We start from the raw sequence: 15,216 nt of genomic DNA, 5'->3' as shown, positions 1-15,216 counted from the left end.
GTGGTGTTCGATTTTTACGACCGGCTCAAGAGCATCAGCCGTGGTTATGCCAGCTTCGACTATCACCAGATCGGCTATCGCGAAGGTGATCTCGTCAAGATGAGCATCCTCGTCAACGCCGAACCGGTCGACGCGCTATCGATGATCGTCCACCGCGGCACGGCGGAGACGCGCGGTCGCGGCATGTGCGAACGCCTCAAAGACCTGATCCCCCGCCATCTGTTCAAAATCCCGATCCAAGCCGCGATCGGCGGCAAAGTCATCGCCCGCGAAACCATCGCCGCCATGCGCAAGGACGTGACGGCCAAGTGCTACGGCGGCGACATATCGCGCAAGAAGAAGCTGCTGGAGAAGCAGAAGAAGGGCAAGGCCCGGATGCGTGAATATGGGAATGTGAGCATCCCGCAGGAGGCGTTTATTGCGGCGCTTAGGATAGGGGAGGAGTAAAAGTATGAATAAGGCAGGCGCTCAATTCAGCATTGATCTGCAGATTTAGACCATCTCGCAGGCCTTCCTCTTATCCTCGGTTTTCCGAGCCCGTCCAAAAATTCAGAAACAGCATCGGCCATCTCAGGAAAAATTTTGGCACTGATGTGGCCCTGAGTAGGAGCACATAAATCAACACCCTCAAAGTCTCTAAGATAATTCGGGACTGACGGACCATCACCACCCCAATAAACATATTGATCTGAGATTAATACGTGGTTCGAGCTGGTATCTTTGTTTTTATTATAAAGGTTCTCGGCGCCATTTGCTAAACTATGGTGAGATGGTATTTGTGTCCAATTGCCACCTTCGTCTGGTTGGTAAATATTGTCGCCGTAACCGACCATTCTTCCTTTCGTCATCGTCGGTCGCTTGCGAAAAAATCTCGGGTCAGCCCAATAAGATTGAAAATCCATCTTTTCGGTGACGCGCATAACGAATACTAAACGGCCGCTCAAACCCTTCGATTTTGTACCTGTTCCGACAATGATATCCCCGACTTCCGCAACACGTCTAATCGTCGGTTTACAACAAGCAACAGTGCAAAATCCAAAAAACGGGTTGGGTGCAAATCCCCAATCACGATCCACAAGGTACGAAAAAACTCTCACGTCACCAAATCAACATTTTGACTGATTGCTCTTTGGTGGTGTCGGAGCAGTATCTCCTTTAGGCCCATTCCAGCTATCTACATTGCCATCGATAACATCATCAAATTTCGGGTCATTTTCGCCGACTATGTCACAACCATAATCAACCAAAACCGACGGAATCTCGATATCGTCCGAATCTTTTGTCCAAATTCCGACAATATCTGACCCGCCCTCTACGGCACAGCCGACAGCCGCACCAAATCCAAAACTTCCGTCGGCACATTTTGAAATTAAGACAACGCAAAGGTCGCACGTTTCAATCTCCGTCCGCATTTCATCAGACAACGCCGAAAAATCTCCTTCGCCTGCTGCCTCAGCTTGATCTACCGAAACCGGACATAGCACCACCGTATAGCCCTTGCCCTCCAGTTTTGCTTTAGTTGGATTTGGATCAATCCCGTCACTAGATATATAGATTACACAAGCTTTCATATTCTCTGCTCCTTAGATTTGGAACATAGCAGAAACATGAGTAATGTCGAGTGCGATCAGATATGAAAAGAAAATTCGCTTTGAGTCTTATTCAGCGGTTGGAGATGGTAAATCGAAGATAAACCTGAGACGAAATCTGCTGTGCCACCATAGCTAGGATGCCGAACCTTTTCGGCCTTTACTCCTAATTCTAACAGTCCTTCGGCTGCACTGTTACCGATGGCGATTATCTGCTTCGGCTGCAGAATTTGTATCAAGTTTTCGAGCAAGCTCTGGCATGCCATTCGTTCCCGTCGTGTATGTTGACGGTTTGTAAATTGATCCCCATTTTCAAACGGATGGAAAGGAAACACATTCCATGTAAAAACAGGCTTGTTGAATTCACGAATTATCTTCCAAACGGTTGCCGCTGTACGCTCCGCTACAGCCTCACCCGTGGTTGCTCGTTGAACAGGAACGCCTAGCATTGATCCAAATGCTGACACATGAACATCATCGGTCAGCGCCAAACCTGTTCTACGACCTCCGCGATATCCTAAATCTCTCGCTACCCAAAGATACTCGACATTACTCTCAATTGCCCCAGTTATCGCCAAAGCCAAGTTGTGTCGGCGAATAGCAGGTGCATCCCTTTTATCATGAATTTCGCATCGATCAGAGTAAGGATTAAAAACATTAGGAAACGACAGACCCGCTATTCTATCGACAAAATCTTCAACATTCATAGCGGTTCTACCTTCAGTTTTCGTTTATTTATCAAAATTCTGCCGCCCCGATGTGCTTTTATGAAGCGGAATGCTTCATATCCCTGCAAAATAGCGTCTTCCCATGCCCAATATGGCAGCTTGTCAACTTCGTATCCATCAACGAAAGTTTGAATCGTTTTTAACAAATCGAAGCTTAGCTTTCCACTTTTTACCCCAGCAAAAAGACTGTTTTTCTTCGCCTCATTGAACACGATCGCCGATATGCCTTCTTCAATCAACGTTGCTCGAGCGCCGTCCTGACACTCATCTACTGTTCTGTTGCTTTTCCGTTTCAGCTTATACAGCGATCGTATGACGGGCGACCAGCCTAAAACGGCGGCGTAAGCGTAGTGAAAAACGTCGTGGAACCGGTAGTCATCCGGGTCAGAAATGTTGTCGGTCAATCTATCGCCGATATTTATTCCATTGCATATTTGGTGAACAAAATACCCGCCGCCTGGCGTTTTTTGCTCCTGTATTGTAACTTCCAGTTGTCTCGGAATTTGTTCATAGCGTGGAAAGCCTACATCAAAATATGGCAAAGGACGACGAACTCGTGGCCATCGATTTTGCGTTTTGCGAAGGTTTTCGACCGCAGCTATTTCGAGCGAAATTCCAACTCGGTTCGCTACAGCGATCATCTCGTTTAGCACCGTAACAAACGAGTCAATTAGCATAGTCCTATCACGTTTTTTCAGAAATGTTCGGTGATCAGAAACTAACTTCCCAACACTTTCAGCTAAACTTATGAGATTCCATTCTAGTAGCAGTGTCGGTTTTACGTTGATTACTTTACGAACCGATTGGATATCCGCAAATCCGAGATCATGACCTTCGTTTGATATTAGCTTTTTGTGCGAAATAGCAATTTGAGTACCAATCTCGCTTAGTAATATATCATTCCTTGCTGCCGCCGCCGCAACGTACCAGAGCAAGTCTCCAAGTTCTTCTACGATTCGGTGTATGTATGCAGCGGCTTTTAAATTGTCACGCTCCCGCTTTTTTATCTCAGATAGAACACTGCCCGCTTCGCCAAATAGCCCAAGCAATATGAATGATGGACTGTCAGTTCCTTTCGATACGTCGGTTGCTACCGCGCTCCGCTGGTAATCATCTAATGATCTAATTAGCACCTTTGCCATTAGGTCATATAACTGTCCCGATATTATTGTCCCATAGATTCATTTATTTTATCCACGGGTTTTTTACCGGAATTACCGTGCAACAACGACAAACCAAATTCGCCCGCCACCTTCTCAATCAATGCCAACGCCGCCTTCGGATCAGCATCCACCATCCCCAATAACGTCCGTGCAGGCGCATCGGGTGAGCGCCGGTGCTGCTCCCAATCACGGACAGTGCCGACGGGCAGGCGCAACTTGCTGGCGAACTTCACCTGAGTTAATTTGGTCTTGGCGCGGATGGCTTTGACGTCGGGGCCGGCCGCAATGTGGCCCTTGGTTTTGTCGCCCTGAACAAAGGCGATTGCATCATTCAGCCCAGCAACAATGCCCTGAAAATTTTCATCCTTCATGTGCGTAGCTCCTTTTTCAACAATGTAGTCAACGACTTGAAAACTTTTTCCTGTTCGTCGGTCAGTGTGTCCTCGTCCGTTTTGTCGAGCAGCCAGAGCAGGAACACTGGGTTGTCGCGGTCGGCAAAAAAACTAAACACCCGATATCCGCCGCTTTTTCCGCTGTGATCCTTCGCAACCCGGCCCTTGCGCAAGCCGCCGGTGTTCCGGATTACCTTCCCGTAATCTGGTGTTTTGGCATAGACATCATAGATTGATGCCAATTCTTCGGCTGACAGCCCAAGCTTCTTTGCACGCGCAGTGAAAGCTTTGACTTCTACCAAAGTGTGAACTGGGACATCATCCATTGAGATAGCCATACGGCAATGCCTTAACTAGATCAAGTTAAATTATACGGCAAAGCCGTAGTTTCTTCGAAGCTCTCCACTCCCGCCGCCAGATGACAAACCGCTTCCACTCATTTTCGTCGGGCCCCGGCAGCGACCGGCTCACAATTGTCTGGTCGCTTCTAATGCACCACAGATGAGGCAATCCCCACCTACCTCAAAGCATTCGAAATCCTATTAAAAATCCCCGCCAAATTCAGCCCCAGCGACGTAAACGCAATAATCGCCGCCAGCGCGATCAGCGCGGCGATTAGGCCATATTCTATCGCTGTTGCGCCGTCTTCGTTTTTGCCCAGTGCTGATATGTCGGTCATGATTGCTCCTCATCCGTTTGGGGGTTTTCCCCGGTAAAAGTAAAAACGGTGGGCGCGGGGTTTGGTTTACTTGGCTCACCCCATAATCCCACATGACACAGGGCGCGCGCTCTGCTAGGCGCGCGCCATCATGCTCAATCTGAACGGTATCACCGTGCGCCTTGGCGGACGCACTATCCTTGACCGCGCCACGGCGGCCTTGCCTCCTTTTTCGCGCGTTGGCCTGATCGGGCGCAATGGCGCTGGCAAGTCGACCTTGATGAAGGTGATGATCGGCGAGCTTGAAGCGGATGACGGCGCTATCGAAATGCCCAAAAACACACGCATCGGCTATATCGCGCAGGAGGCGCCGTCGGGCACGGCGACGCCGTTTGACACCGTGCTTGCAGGTGATGTCGAGCGCGCGGCGTTGATGGAAGAGGCGGAGCATTGCGCCGACCCAGACCGGCTCGGCGAACTGCATGAGCGCCTGATCGCGATAGACGCTTATACCGCGCCTGCACGGGCGGCGCGGATATTGGTCGGGCTTGGTTTCGACGAAGAAATGCAGGGTCGGCCGCTTGACAGCTATTCAGGCGGTTGGAAAATGCGCGTGGCTCTGGCGGCGTTGCTGTTTTCAGAACCTGACCTATTGTTGCTTGACGAGCCTTCGAACCACTTGGACCTCGAAGCGACATTGTGGCTGGAAAATTTCCTCAAATCCTATCCGTCGATGATGGTGGTGATCAGCCACGAACGCGATTTGTTGAACAATGTGGTCGACAATATCCTGCATCTGGAAGGCGGCGCGGTCACACTCTATTCGGGCGGCTATGACAGTTTCGAACGGCAACGGGCGGAGCGCGCGGCGCAGCTTGCCGCGGCCAAGGCCAGCCAGGACGCACAGCGTGCCAAGCTGCAGGACTATGTTGCACGCAACTCGGCCCGTGCCTCGACCGCAAAGCAGGCACAGTCGCGCGCAAAGGCGCTGGCACGGATGCAGCCGATTGCCGCGATGGCCGAAGATCCGACGCTCAGCTTTGACTTTCCGTCGCCGGACGAACTGCGCCCGCCATTGGTCACACTCGATATGGCAGCGGTGGGTTATGCCGAAAACAAGCCGATATTGCAGCGCCTGAACCTGCGGCTCGACCCCGACGACCGTGTGGCGTTGCTCGGACGCAACGGGAACGGCAAGACGACGCTGGCGCGGTTGCTCGCCGCGCAGCTCGCCCCGATGGATGGCGCGATGTCGGCGTCGGGCAAGATGCGCGTCGGCTACTTCACGCAATATCAGGTCGAGGAACTCGACGGCAAGGACACGCCGCTTGAACATATGAGCCGGTTGATGAAGGGGGCAACCCCGGGCGCGGTGCGCGCGCAATTGGGACGGTTCGGATTTTCGGGCGCGAAGGCGACGACATTGGTTGGCAAGCTGTCGGGCGGTGAACGTGCGCGGTTGGCGCTGGCGCTGATTACCCGCGATGCACCGCATATGCTTATCCTCGATGAGCCGACAAACCACTTGGACGTCGACGCGCGCGAGGCTTTGGTGCAGGCGCTCAACGATTATGACGGCGCGGTGGTTCTGGTCAGCCATGACCGTCACATGCTCGAGCTGACTGCCGACCGGCTGGTGCTTGTCGATAATGGCACGGCCACCGAATATCAGGGCAGCATCGACGATTATACCGACATGATCTTGGGCAAGACACCGGCCAAGGAAAAAATGTCGAAGGCCGACCGCAAGGAAGACAAAAAGGCACAAGCCGCTGCCCGTGAGGAGCAGGCAAAGCTGAAACGCGCGGTCAGCGATGCCGAGGCGGATCTGGCGAAGCTCGAGGTCGTGCTATCCGCCATCGACAAGGCGATGTTTGATCCCGCGTCGGCCGCGAACGAGTATAAGGACCTGACGATGGGCGAACTGTCCCAACGGCGCGGCAAGATTATTGCTGCACAGGAAGCAGCCGAAGCACGCTGGGTCGCGGCGAGCGAGGCTTTGGAGAAGGCTTAGCTGATACTGTCGCGATTGAAATCCATCGTCCAATTCGTCTCCCAACTTTCGCCGCCGTCGAGGGACATGGCCTGCTCCCAACGTGGGGAGGGCGTATCTGTTCGGGACCAGATGAACCGGACCTTTAGGGGTTGGCCTTCAAAATAATCTTCAGCGTAAAATGTCCCGACTCCATTTTCAAACTGGCCGATGACCGGCACGTCCAACGCATGGGGACTGCGCCCGTCGAGCCACCAGATGGCCCAGTTTCCCGTTGCAACATCATAAGATCGCAACGCCACCGCGCGATAGCTGCCCGGTGCGATATGCAATAAGTTATCTTCAACATTGCCGTTGCCACCCAGAATTGGGCGGGTTTCGGCTGTGCCTTCAAATTCTTCCCAATCGGCGCTCTGGACGAGCCGTTCTTTCAACCGGCGATGGGCAACGCGCCATCGGCCGAATTCGAAATCGAAGTCGTGCGATATTTCCGGGGATGGTGACATATTGGCCTCGCTGAGTCTGTAATATCCCAATGTTCTTTATATGTTCCGAAGAATTGTCAACTCTTTTGCGAAACAAGTCAGGAGCGCTCCCTGCGTTGTTTCAACCCGGTTGACACAACAGGGACGGCGCTTTATTCAATGATTCGATAATTATGGAAATATGGATTCGTCATGGACAGTAACACCACCATTCGTGCCTTGGCCGCCCTTGCGCAGGAACATCGCCTCGCGGCGTTCCGCTTGCTGGTGCAGGCGGGCGAAGCGGGGCTTCCGGCAGGCGCCATTGCCGAGGCCGTCGGCGCGCCTGCCTCGTCCATGAGCTTCCATCTCGCGCAGCTCAGCCATGCCGGACTTATCCGACAACGGCGGCAGAGCCGTTCGCTGATCTACAGCGCGGACTATGCCGCGATGGGCGGGTTGATGGCCTATCTCACCGAAAATTGCTGCGGCGGGCAAAGTTGTGTGCCTGCGGCATCGTGCGAAACCCCAAATGACACAGAAAGGAATGCTGCATGAAAAGGCTGCATGTGCATATTGGCGTCGACAATCTGGACCAGTCGGTCGCCTTCTACTCCGCGCTTTTCGGCGCTGAACCCAGCGTCACCAAGTCCGATTATGCCAAATGGATGCTCGATGACCCCCGCGTCAATTTCGCCATTTCCTGCAAGGAAGGCGCGGTCAAGGGCGTCGAGCATCTGGGTATCCAGGTCGAGGACGGGTCGGAACTCGCCGATGTCTATGGTCGGTTAAAGCTGGCAGGCGGACCGGTGCTGGAAGAAGGCGCGACGACCTGCTGTTATGCCAAATCCGAGAAAAGCTGGATTACCGACCCCGACGGCGTTGTATGGGAAGCTTTCCTGACGCATGGCGAGTCCACCATCTATGGTGACAGTCCCGATTTCGAACAACTCAGCGGCGACAATGCCGCCGCCACCGCCTGCTGCGCCCCCAAGGTCGAAGCGGCACCGAAGGGATGCTGTTGAGCCATGGCACAGCGTGTCTATAATGTGCTGTTCCTGTGCACCGGCAATTCGGCGCGCTCGATCCTTGCGGAATCCTTGCTGAACCATGACGGGGCAGGCCGGTTTGCGGCCTTCAGCGCGGGTAGCTTTCCCAAAGGTCAGGTGCACCCGATGGCGCTGGAAGTGCTGGAGAGTTTAGGCTTTCCGCACGCAGCTTTTCGTTCAAAGAGCTGGGACGAATTTTCAGGTCCCGATGCGCCTGTTTTCGATTTCATTTTTACCGTTTGCGACAATGCAGCTGGCGAAACATGCCCGATTTGGCCGGGGCATCCAATGACCGCCCATTGGGGTATCGAAGACCCCGCTGCGATAGAAGGCGAAGGTCAACGCGACGCTTTTGTGCAGGCATTGCGTTATTTGCGGCGGCGGATCGAACTTTTCCTCGCTTTGCCTTTGTCGGCCATCGACGATATGGCTTTGAAAGCAAAGTTAAAGGATATCGGACGGCAGGAAGGGGCGTCTACACAGGTGTCAGGTTGAAACCGGATATGCGCCGGTCAATTGCTGCAGAGGCCGTGGGTTCCTTTTTCCTGTTCGCAACAGTGGTCGGTTCTGGAATTATGGCCGAGCGTTTGTCGGACGGCAATGTTGCCGTCGCCTTGCTGGGCAATGCGATCGCAACCGGTGCGATGCTGTTCGCGCTGATAACAATGCTGGGGCCGATTTCGGGCGCGCATTTCAACCCGGCGGTGACGTTGGTCATGCGGCTCCGCAAGGATTTGGCGACGACGACGGCGCTTGTCTTTATCCTGGCGCAACTGGCAGGAGGGATCGCAGGGGTGTGGACCGCGCATCTGATGTTCGACGAGCCAATATGGCAGCTTTCGACAAAAAGCCGAACCGGTGTGGGGCAATGGGCTGGCGAATTTGTGGCAACTTCCGGTCTGGTTCTTACCATCTTGGGGACATTGAAAACCCGCGCCCATCTGGTGCCGATCAGTGTCTCGTTGTATATTATCGCGGCTTACTGGTTTACGTCATCGACAAGTTTTGCCAATCCGGCGATTACAATTGCGCGCAGCTTGAGCAACAGCTTCGCCGGAATTGCGCCCGTTGATGTCGCTCCGTTCATTGTTGCCCAAATATTGGGTGCACTATCCGGGCTGGCGATGGCGCATTTCATTTTCGACCTTCCGGAAAAGCGATAGTTACCAATTCGGGAATTCAGCTCAATTGACGTGAGCGAAAGTCCGTGCAATCTCTCTTGCCGGGAAAAGGAGAGGTTCATGGCCGGAAAAGCTGAAAAAGGCACCGAGAAAAAAGCAGGCGCAAAGAAAGCCAAAAAGGGAACACCGTTTAGCGGGATGGCAGGGGCATTTGACGCTGCCAATGACGCGACGATGGCGCTCGGGCCGCTGGCCGGTTTGGCACGTGAGGATTTTATCGGGGCCATCGGCCTGATGCTGCGCCAGACCGCGACAAATCCTGACAAGGCATTCAAGGCGATGGGCAATTTCAGCGAGGATGTTGTCAAGATCATAACTGGCAAGTCCGAACTTGCACCCGACGCCAAGGACAAGCGTTTCATGGACCCGGCTTGGGCGTTCAATCCCTTTTTCAAGGCGGGCGCGCAATATTATCTGGCGGTCCAGAAGGGCGTCAAAAGTTATATCGAAGATCTGGAAATGGACGCGCTGGAGCGTGACCGGGCAAACTTCATTTCGCAGATCATCATCGATGCGCTGTCGCCGACCAACAGCCTGATCGGCAACCCGACCGCGCAAAAGCGGCTGGTGGATTCAGGCGGGCTTAGCCTCGTTAAGGGTTTGAAAAACGCCTATAACGACATGGTTCACAACGACATGATGGTGAGCCAGGTCAACAAAAAACCCTTCAAATTGGGTGAGAATGTTGCGACTGCCAAGGGCTCCGTCGTCTACCGAGACGAACGGTTCGAACTGGTCCAATATGCGCCGACCACTGACAAGGTCTATGCGATCCCACAACTGACCATCCCGCCGCAGATCAACAAAATGTATATCAACGACCTTTCACCCGAAAAGTCGGTGATCAAGTGGCAGACCGATCACGGTATCCAGCCCTTCATGATCTCGTGGCGTAACCCGACCGACGAAATGGGCGTCTGGGGCATGGCCGAATATATTGAAAGCTGCATCAAGGCGCTGGACGTTGTGTGCGACATCACCGGCAGCGACAAGGTCAATGTCTCGGGCGGATGTTCCGGCGGTCAGACCATGTCGGTTCTGCTGTCCAAGCTCGCGTCGATGGGAGACACCAGCGCCAACGCCATCACCATGATGGTGTGCGTGCTCGAACCCAAACCGGGCGATACCGAAGCATCTTCGCTGGTATCGCATAACGGCATCGCGCTGGCGCGGCAGCGGGCGTCGAAAAAGGGCGTCATCGAAGGCTCCAGCCTAGCGCGGGGCTTTGCGTGGCTGCGACCGAATGACCTGATCTGGAACTATGTCATCAACAATTACCTGCTGGGCGATGATCCGCCCGCGTTCGATATATTGTTCTGGAATGCCGATGCCACTAACCTGTCATCGGCGTTGATGGGCGATTTCCTCGAACTGTTCGAAGCCAATGCTTATGCAGCGCCGGGAACATTCGAGATTGCCGATCATACGCTCGACCTGACCAAGGTGACCGGCGATATGTTCATATTGGGCGGGACAACCGACCATATTACGCCATGGCGCGCTTGCTATCGTTCAACCCAGTTGTTCGGCGCGAAAAATGTCGAATTTATCCTCAGCCAAGCTGGCCATATGCAGGCAATCCTCAACCCGCCGGGCAACCCCAAAGCGAAATATTGGAAGCATTCAAAGGGCAAGACCCCTGCCGATGTGGGCGAATGGATGAAGGGGACCGAAGAAGTCGCCGGAAGCTGGTGGCCGCATTGGATGGAATGGCTGCACGCGCGGTCAGGCAAGGAGGTCGCAGCGCCGACCGCGCTGGGGAGCAAGGCGTATCCCGCGATGGAGGCCGCACCGGGCTTGTATGTTTTGGAGTGAGGGGTTTGAGTGACGAGCGCGTTCTCATGTGCGCTTTGACGAGTGCAGCCTGATTGTCGACCATCATGGATGGGCGGACTATTTCCGCACCTCTTGCATGGTATCCGCGGTTGGCAAATGCGTCCGTTGAACAACGCGCACGCTGCGAAGGCGGCTGAACCATTACACGCACTGTGACGTCAGCGTTGATTCGCTATGTGGAAAATATGGGATCAAATAAAGGTGCAGCATTTGTGTCGCACCCACCAGACCCGTGTTCAAGCCAACATCTGCAATCCGTGTTTCTCGACAATCGATAGCAGCTTCAAGGCCATGCCACTGGGTCGCTTAGCGCCGCTTTCCCACTTTTCGACCGTCGACTCGCTGGTGCCCAGATAGCGGGCAAAGACCGGCTGGCTGACTTTGTTGGCCTTGCGTAACCGCCGGATATCCTTGGGGGCGAGTTTAGGGACAGCAGAGAGGCAGGCTTCGTCAAATTCCCGCATGGTGATCGCATCGATTGCGCCAGATTCGTAAAGCCCTGCCATTGATTCATGGACGGATTCGTAGAGGTCATTTTTGAATTTACTGTTGCCCATTTTCATTTCCTTGTATCCGGATCGGTAATATCAAGTTCAAGCAGTTTTCCATTTGCAACTTGTTGATTGATCTGGACGTCAGACAAGTTGGCATATTGCTTCGAAGCCGCTCGCAAAATGTTCAATTCACTTTCATCAATATTGGCGCGATCTTGTTTCGCGAAAAGATATTGATACACCCAAAAATCACCACCACGCGCCAAGATAATCGAGCGATACTGGTTGTTCGACAGCCGCTTTTTATAAACGCCGCCGCCGAGATCATCAGCCTGTCCCGCCATCACTTGCACTATAGCTTTGCATAAAACCGCGTCCGAAATCCTTGCCCTTTGCGCGGCTTTTGCAAACCATGCCGTTTTGAAAGCGCGTTGGCAGTTCTCTTTAGGCATGAATTTGTATAGCACCCAGTGCTACCTAACGCAAGATACGGAATTGACTTGCACCATCTAACCGTTCGGTTAAACCAAAGCCCGAGCGACCCGTACATAGGGGCAGGGGAACGAACATGAGCAAGGGCCGCGAGCCAGTTTACAGTATGGAGACCGTTGACGGCCGCACGTTGCGCGTTGCTGTCTGGCGCGCCAGCAAGGCAAACCCCAAGCTTCCCATATTATTCTTCAACGGCATTGGCGCGAATATCGAGGCGATGGCGCCGATGGCGGAATTGATGGATGATCGCGACTTCATCACCTTTGACATGCCCGGCATAGGCGGTTCGCCTGATCCGGTGGTGCCGTATAATGCGATACTCATGTCGCGGATTGCGGCGTTGTTGCTCGACCGTTTCGAAATGCCGCTCGTTGACGTCATGGGCGTCAGCTGGGGCGGGGCGATGGCGCAGCAATTTGCGATCCAGAACGGCGCGCGCACCAACAAGCTGATCCTTGTTGCAACCAGCGCCGGAATGTTGATGGTGCCGGGGAACCCTGCTGCACTCATCAAAATGGCGGACCCGCGCCGTTACATCGATCCGGAATTCATGGCCAAGCATTTCCAGACGCTGTATGGCGGTATGGTGGGCAACAAGGCGGAGCATATCAACCGCCTGAAACCGCCGTCGAAAACCGGTTATTTCTATCAGTTGATGGCGATGATGGGCTGGACCAGCGCGCCGTTTCTGCCGTTCTTGCAAACCGAAACGCTCATCATGATGGGCGGGGATGACCAGATTGTACCGCTCGCCAACGGAAAATTCCTGAAGTTCCTCATTCCCAATAGCGAATTGTTCGTGGTTGAAGAGGGCGGGCATCTTTTCCTGTTAAGCCATGTCGAGCAAAGCATCGCCGCAATACGGGGCTTCCTGGATAAAAGGGAAGAAGTAAAGCAAGCCGCATAATGCGCTCTTCCTTTTCGCTGGTTCGACGTTAGCGTGTCGAATCAAGGGTAAGGAGAGAGCCCATGCGGCATATCGCGATTATTGGTTCCGGCCCGGCAGGCTATTATTCTGCAGAGGCCGCGCAAAAGAAATTCGGATCCGATGTCCGTATCGATATCATTGACAGGTTGCCGGTTCCCTTTGGCCTCATCCGCTTTGGCGTCGCACCCGACCATCAATCGATCAAGGCGGTTTCGGGCCGTTATGAGAAGGTAGCATTGTCGGAAAATGTCCGCTTTGTCGGCAATGTCACGGTCGGCACGGATGTCAGCGTCGACGAATTGCAAGACCTTTACGATGCCGTAATTCTGGCCACCGGCGCGCCCAATGACCGCAAACTGGAAATCGCGGGCGGCGATTTGCCTGGAGTTTTTGGAAGCGCGGCCTTTGTCGGCTGGTATAACGGCCATCCGGACTTTGCCGACCTTGAACCGCCGCTGGATGGTCGGCATGTGGTTATTATTGGCAATGGCAATGTCGCCCTTGATGTGGCGCGTATCCTGTCCAAAACCCGGGCCGAATTTGGTGGATCGGATATTGTCAGCCATGCGCTGGATCGGCTCGATGCGTCCGCTGTCGAAGAGATTACCATTTTGGGTCGCCGTGGCCCGCACCAGATAGCAATGACACCCAAGGAACTGGGCGAATTGGGGCATTTGGCGCGCGCCACGCCGCGTGTTGAAAAGGATGATCTGCCCGACATCGGTGAAGATGCGCTGCTTGAACCCGGAATGCGCAAATCCGTTACGCATCTCCGGGAATTCGCCGCCATTCCCGAGGCGTACCGTGCCGATAAAGATATCAGCATCAACTTTGATTTCTTTGCCGCCCCGGTTGCCATTGAAGGCGATATTAAAGTCGACCGCATCATGGTCGAACGAACCCGGCTCGACGAACAGCTACGCAGCGTCGGCACTGGCGAAACCTATGCCATCGATTGTTCAATGGTCATCAGCTGTATCGGTTACGAGACCCCATCTATCGACGGTGTGCCCTTTGAACATGGGCGTGGCCGCTTTGCCAATGTCGAAGGTCGGATCTTGCCGGGTTTATACTGTGTCGGGTGGGCGCGGCGTGGTCCATCCGGAACCATCGGCACCAACCGGCCCGACGGATATACTATCATCGATATGGTGGCCGACGATATCGGGGAGGGCGAGGGTAAAACGGGACGGCCGGGGCTTGATGCCTTGTTGGAAACGCGCGGCGTTCAAGTTGTGAAATTCAGCGACTGGAAGAAGATCGAAGAAGCCGAAACCGCTCGCGCCCGCGAAGGTGCCCCTCGCGAGAAGTTTGTGCGTATCGAGGATATGATAAAGGCGGGGGGATAAATTTGCCGCTGTCATGATAATCACATAAAAACTGCGTTAAGTCATTGACTTTATGTGACAGCAGGGTGGCAAAAATGATCGAACGGATAGGCATTATTACCGGCGTAGACGCAGAAGCGGCCGCGCTATTTTCGGGCCAAAGCGCGCATGGAGAACCGCTGCACGGATTTCTTGTGCGGCAAGTGCGCTTTGCCGGTAAGGATATCGCCATTACCTGCAGCGGTATAGGCAAGGTCAATGCTGCCATGGCGGCGATGATGCTGGTCGATCATTATGAAGTCCAGTTGCTGATGGTTGTGGGCACAGCAGGCAAGTTGACCGACATCAACGCTGACTGTTTCCAGATTACCGAAGCAGTACAGGGCGATTATGGCGCATCACGGCACGATCATTTCGCCCATTATAGCGCCGGTGCATGGCCAATTGGGGAGGAGCATGTTGAGGTGTTCCGGGCCAAAGTCACGCCGGACATCGGCCTGCCGAAAGCGCGGATAATCACCACCGACAGCTTTATTGAAAACCCCGATCAAAGCCGGCGGCTACAAGAAACATTGGGGGGTGACATTATAGACATGGAAACCGCCGCCGTTGCACAAGCGGCGGCACGGATGGACCTGTCCTGGGCCGCGATCAAGGCGACCACCGACAATGCCGATGGCGACAGCAGTGGGGATTTCCAGAGCAATTTGAAACGCGCGGCAAAAATTGCGGCGGCGGCGGCAGAGCGGATGATCTCGGCGTTGTAGTTTGGTCCTTGGCTTTGGACGAATAAGTTCGTTTTCTTTCGTTAAACTTCGTCACCCTGAACTCCCAACCACATCTAACTGTATTTCCCAACCCCCCGTCACCCTGAACTTGTTTCAGGGTCTTAGTTTTCAACACCGCAGTAATAAGACCCTG

20 protein-coding genes and 1 pseudogene are annotated in these 15,216 nt (G+C 53.9%); 11 read left to right on the top strand and 10 right to left on the bottom strand.

The annotated features are described in order from the left end of the window. Positions 1-447, top strand: a pseudogene (locus ACKVOS_RS05225) (elongation factor 4); the annotation flags it as partial. 26 nt (positions 448-473) lie between these two features. On the opposite strand, the gene ACKVOS_RS05220 reads toward ACKVOS_RS05225, so the two are convergent. From ACKVOS_RS05220 to ACKVOS_RS05190, 7 genes are all read right to left on the bottom strand, one after another. Further along, positions 474-1,097, bottom strand: coding sequence for a hypothetical protein (locus tag ACKVOS_RS05220; RefSeq protein ID WP_409210958.1), 624 nt, complete (start codon positions 1,095-1,097; stop codon positions 474-476). A gap of 9 nt (positions 1,098-1,106) precedes the next feature. Continuing rightward, on the bottom strand, positions 1,107-1,571 hold the full coding sequence (locus tag ACKVOS_RS05215) for a hypothetical protein (protein WP_409210957.1): 465 nt from the start codon (positions 1,569-1,571) through the stop codon (positions 1,107-1,109). Positions 1,572-1,627: 56 nt separating this feature from the next. Beyond that, positions 1,628-2,296: a uracil-DNA glycosylase gene (locus ACKVOS_RS05210; RefSeq protein WP_409210956.1), complete on the bottom strand. Its 669-nt coding sequence runs from the start codon at positions 2,294-2,296 to the stop codon at positions 1,628-1,630. Then, positions 2,293-3,459, bottom strand: a complete 1,167-nt coding sequence (locus ACKVOS_RS05205; protein WP_409210955.1) for a nucleoside triphosphate pyrophosphohydrolase family protein — start codon at positions 3,457-3,459, stop codon at positions 2,293-2,295. The genes ACKVOS_RS05210 and ACKVOS_RS05205 overlap by 4 nt, the downstream gene beginning before the upstream one ends. A 23-nt stretch (positions 3,460-3,482) precedes the next feature. Beyond that, positions 3,483-3,851, bottom strand: a complete 369-nt coding sequence (locus ACKVOS_RS05200; RefSeq protein ID WP_409210954.1) for a helix-turn-helix domain-containing protein — start codon at positions 3,849-3,851, stop codon at positions 3,483-3,485. Continuing rightward, positions 3,848-4,210, bottom strand: a complete 363-nt coding sequence (locus ACKVOS_RS05195) for a type II toxin-antitoxin system RelE/ParE family toxin (RefSeq protein WP_409210953.1) — start codon at positions 4,208-4,210, stop codon at positions 3,848-3,850. Before ACKVOS_RS05195 ends, ACKVOS_RS05200 begins: the two co-directional genes overlap by 4 nt. A 179-nt stretch (positions 4,211-4,389) precedes the next feature. Beyond that, positions 4,390-4,551, bottom strand: coding sequence for a Flp family type IVb pilin (locus tag ACKVOS_RS05190; RefSeq protein WP_409210952.1), 162 nt, complete (start codon positions 4,549-4,551; stop codon positions 4,390-4,392). Between the two features lie 130 nt (positions 4,552-4,681). Between ACKVOS_RS05190 and ACKVOS_RS05185 the strand changes: the two genes are divergently transcribed. Continuing rightward, a complete protein-coding gene (locus ACKVOS_RS05185) occupies positions 4,682-6,544 on the top strand; it encodes an ABC-F family ATP-binding cassette domain-containing protein (protein WP_409210951.1) in 1,863 nt (620 codons plus the stop codon). Here ACKVOS_RS05185 and ACKVOS_RS05180 read toward each other — a convergent pair. Next, positions 6,541-7,029, bottom strand: coding sequence for a DUF1579 domain-containing protein (locus ACKVOS_RS05180; RefSeq protein WP_409210950.1), 489 nt, complete (start codon positions 7,027-7,029; stop codon positions 6,541-6,543). The genes ACKVOS_RS05185 and ACKVOS_RS05180 overlap by 4 nt on opposite strands. A 171-nt stretch (positions 7,030-7,200) precedes the next feature. On the opposite strand from ACKVOS_RS05180, the gene ACKVOS_RS05175 reads away from it, so the two are divergent. The 6 genes from ACKVOS_RS05175 (at position 7,201) to ACKVOS_RS05150 (ending at position 11,190) form a co-directional block, all read left to right on the top strand. Next, entirely contained in the window at positions 7,201-7,545 is a 345-nt protein-coding gene (locus tag ACKVOS_RS05175) for an ArsR/SmtB family transcription factor (protein ID WP_409210949.1), read from the top strand. Further along, entirely contained in the window at positions 7,542-8,012 is a 471-nt protein-coding gene (locus ACKVOS_RS05170) for an ArsI/CadI family heavy metal resistance metalloenzyme (protein ID WP_409210948.1), read from the top strand. Before ACKVOS_RS05175 ends, ACKVOS_RS05170 begins: the two co-directional genes overlap by 4 nt. 3 nt (positions 8,013-8,015) lie before the next feature. Next, positions 8,016-8,531: an arsenate reductase ArsC gene (locus tag ACKVOS_RS05165; RefSeq protein ID WP_409210947.1), complete on the top strand. Its 516-nt coding sequence runs from the start codon at positions 8,016-8,018 to the stop codon at positions 8,529-8,531. Between the two features lie 8 nt (positions 8,532-8,539). Beyond that, positions 8,540-9,199 (top strand): aquaporin, encoded by a 660-nt coding sequence (locus ACKVOS_RS05160; protein WP_409210946.1) that lies wholly within the window; start codon positions 8,540-8,542, stop codon positions 9,197-9,199. Between the two features lie 78 nt (positions 9,200-9,277). Then, on the top strand, positions 9,278-11,032 hold the full coding sequence (locus tag ACKVOS_RS05155) for an alpha/beta fold hydrolase (RefSeq protein WP_409210945.1): 1,755 nt from the start codon (positions 9,278-9,280) through the stop codon (positions 11,030-11,032). Positions 11,033-11,097: 65 nt separating this feature from the next. Continuing rightward, positions 11,098-11,190 (top strand): DUF2442 domain-containing protein, encoded by a 93-nt coding sequence (locus ACKVOS_RS05150; protein ID WP_409210959.1) that lies wholly within the window; start codon positions 11,098-11,100, stop codon positions 11,188-11,190. Between the two features lie 99 nt (positions 11,191-11,289). On the opposite strand, the gene ACKVOS_RS05145 is transcribed toward ACKVOS_RS05150, so the two are convergent. Both ACKVOS_RS05145 and ACKVOS_RS05140 read right to left on the bottom strand, forming a co-directional pair. Further along, positions 11,290-11,610, bottom strand: a complete 321-nt coding sequence (locus tag ACKVOS_RS05145; protein ID WP_218939480.1) for a helix-turn-helix domain-containing protein — start codon at positions 11,608-11,610, stop codon at positions 11,290-11,292. 2 nt (positions 11,611-11,612) lie between these two features. Continuing rightward, the gene (locus tag ACKVOS_RS05140; RefSeq protein ID WP_409210944.1) at positions 11,613-11,999 is read right to left on the bottom strand and encodes a type II toxin-antitoxin system RelE/ParE family toxin; all 387 of its coding nucleotides are present in this window, start codon (positions 11,997-11,999) and stop codon (positions 11,613-11,615) included. A 116-nt stretch (positions 12,000-12,115) separates the two neighbouring features. Here ACKVOS_RS05140 and ACKVOS_RS05135 point away from each other — a divergent pair, with 116 nt between their 5' ends. The 3 genes from ACKVOS_RS05135 to ACKVOS_RS05125 all read left to right on the top strand — a co-directional run bounded on the left by ACKVOS_RS05135 (position 12,116) and on the right by ACKVOS_RS05125 (position 15,062). Next, entirely contained in the window at positions 12,116-12,946 is an 831-nt protein-coding gene (locus ACKVOS_RS05135) for an alpha/beta fold hydrolase (protein WP_409210943.1), read from the top strand. A 62-nt stretch (positions 12,947-13,008) separates the two neighbouring features. Continuing rightward, positions 13,009-14,316, top strand: a complete 1,308-nt coding sequence (locus ACKVOS_RS05130; protein ID WP_409210942.1) for an FAD-dependent oxidoreductase — start codon at positions 13,009-13,011, stop codon at positions 14,314-14,316. 74 nt (positions 14,317-14,390) lie between these two features. Continuing rightward, positions 14,391-15,062 (top strand): purine phosphorylase, encoded by a 672-nt coding sequence (locus ACKVOS_RS05125; protein ID WP_409210941.1) that lies wholly within the window; start codon positions 14,391-14,393, stop codon positions 15,060-15,062. Positions 15,063-15,216 lie beyond the last annotated feature (154 nt).

It is taken from the genome of Sphingorhabdus sp. (assembly GCF_046154385.1).
In the GTDB taxonomy this organism is placed as follows: Bacteria; Pseudomonadota; Alphaproteobacteria; order Sphingomonadales; family Sphingomonadaceae; genus Sphingorhabdus_B.
The sequence above is the reverse complement of the archived record's forward strand: the minus strand, read 5'-3'. Positions and strand labels throughout refer to the sequence as shown.

Bases quoted from the DNA above. Each gene is read 5' to 3' on its own strand.
- ACKVOS_RS05210 (WP_409210956.1), bottom strand. From the start codon at position 2,296: ATGAATGTTGAAGATTTTGTCGATAGAATAGCGGGTCTGTCGTTTCCT.
- ACKVOS_RS05135 (WP_409210943.1), top strand. From the start codon at position 12,116: ATGAGCAAGGGCCGCGAGCCAGTTTACAGTATGGAGACCGTTGACGGC.
- ACKVOS_RS05175 (WP_409210949.1), top strand. From the start codon at position 7,201: ATGGACAGTAACACCACCATTCGTGCCTTGGCCGCCCTTGCGCAGGAA.
- ACKVOS_RS05125 (WP_409210941.1), top strand. From the start codon at position 14,391: ATGATCGAACGGATAGGCATTATTACCGGCGTAGACGCAGAAGCGGCC.
- ACKVOS_RS05140 (WP_409210944.1), bottom strand. From the start codon at position 11,999: ATGCCTAAAGAGAACTGCCAACGCGCTTTCAAAACGGCATGGTTTGCA.
- ACKVOS_RS05205 (WP_409210955.1), bottom strand. From the start codon at position 3,459: ATGGCAAAGGTGCTAATTAGATCATTAGATGATTACCAGCGGAGCGCG.
- ACKVOS_RS05180 (WP_409210950.1), bottom strand. From the start codon at position 7,029: ATGTCACCATCCCCGGAAATATCGCACGACTTCGATTTCGAATTCGGC.
- ACKVOS_RS05130 (WP_409210942.1), top strand. From the start codon at position 13,009: ATGCGGCATATCGCGATTATTGGTTCCGGCCCGGCAGGCTATTATTCT.
- ACKVOS_RS05145 (WP_218939480.1), bottom strand. From the start codon at position 11,610: ATGGGCAACAGTAAATTCAAAAATGACCTCTACGAATCCGTCCATGAA.
- ACKVOS_RS05170 (WP_409210948.1), top strand. From the start codon at position 7,542: ATGAAAAGGCTGCATGTGCATATTGGCGTCGACAATCTGGACCAGTCG.
- ACKVOS_RS05165 (WP_409210947.1), top strand. From the start codon at position 8,016: ATGGCACAGCGTGTCTATAATGTGCTGTTCCTGTGCACCGGCAATTCG.
- ACKVOS_RS05200 (WP_409210954.1), bottom strand. From the start codon at position 3,851: ATGAAGGATGAAAATTTTCAGGGCATTGTTGCTGGGCTGAATGATGCA.
- ACKVOS_RS05150 (WP_409210959.1), top strand. From the start codon at position 11,098: ATGGATGGGCGGACTATTTCCGCACCTCTTGCATGGTATCCGCGGTTG.
- ACKVOS_RS05160 (WP_409210946.1), top strand. From the start codon at position 8,540: ATGCGCCGGTCAATTGCTGCAGAGGCCGTGGGTTCCTTTTTCCTGTTC.
- ACKVOS_RS05195 (WP_409210953.1), bottom strand. From the start codon at position 4,210: ATGGCTATCTCAATGGATGATGTCCCAGTTCACACTTTGGTAGAAGTC.
- ACKVOS_RS05155 (WP_409210945.1), top strand. From the start codon at position 9,278: ATGGCCGGAAAAGCTGAAAAAGGCACCGAGAAAAAAGCAGGCGCAAAG.
- ACKVOS_RS05190 (WP_409210952.1), bottom strand. From the start codon at position 4,551: ATGACCGACATATCAGCACTGGGCAAAAACGAAGACGGCGCAACAGCG.
- ACKVOS_RS05185 (WP_409210951.1), top strand. From the start codon at position 4,682: ATGCTCAATCTGAACGGTATCACCGTGCGCCTTGGCGGACGCACTATC.
- ACKVOS_RS05215 (WP_409210957.1), bottom strand. From the start codon at position 1,571: ATGAAAGCTTGTGTAATCTATATATCTAGTGACGGGATTGATCCAAAT.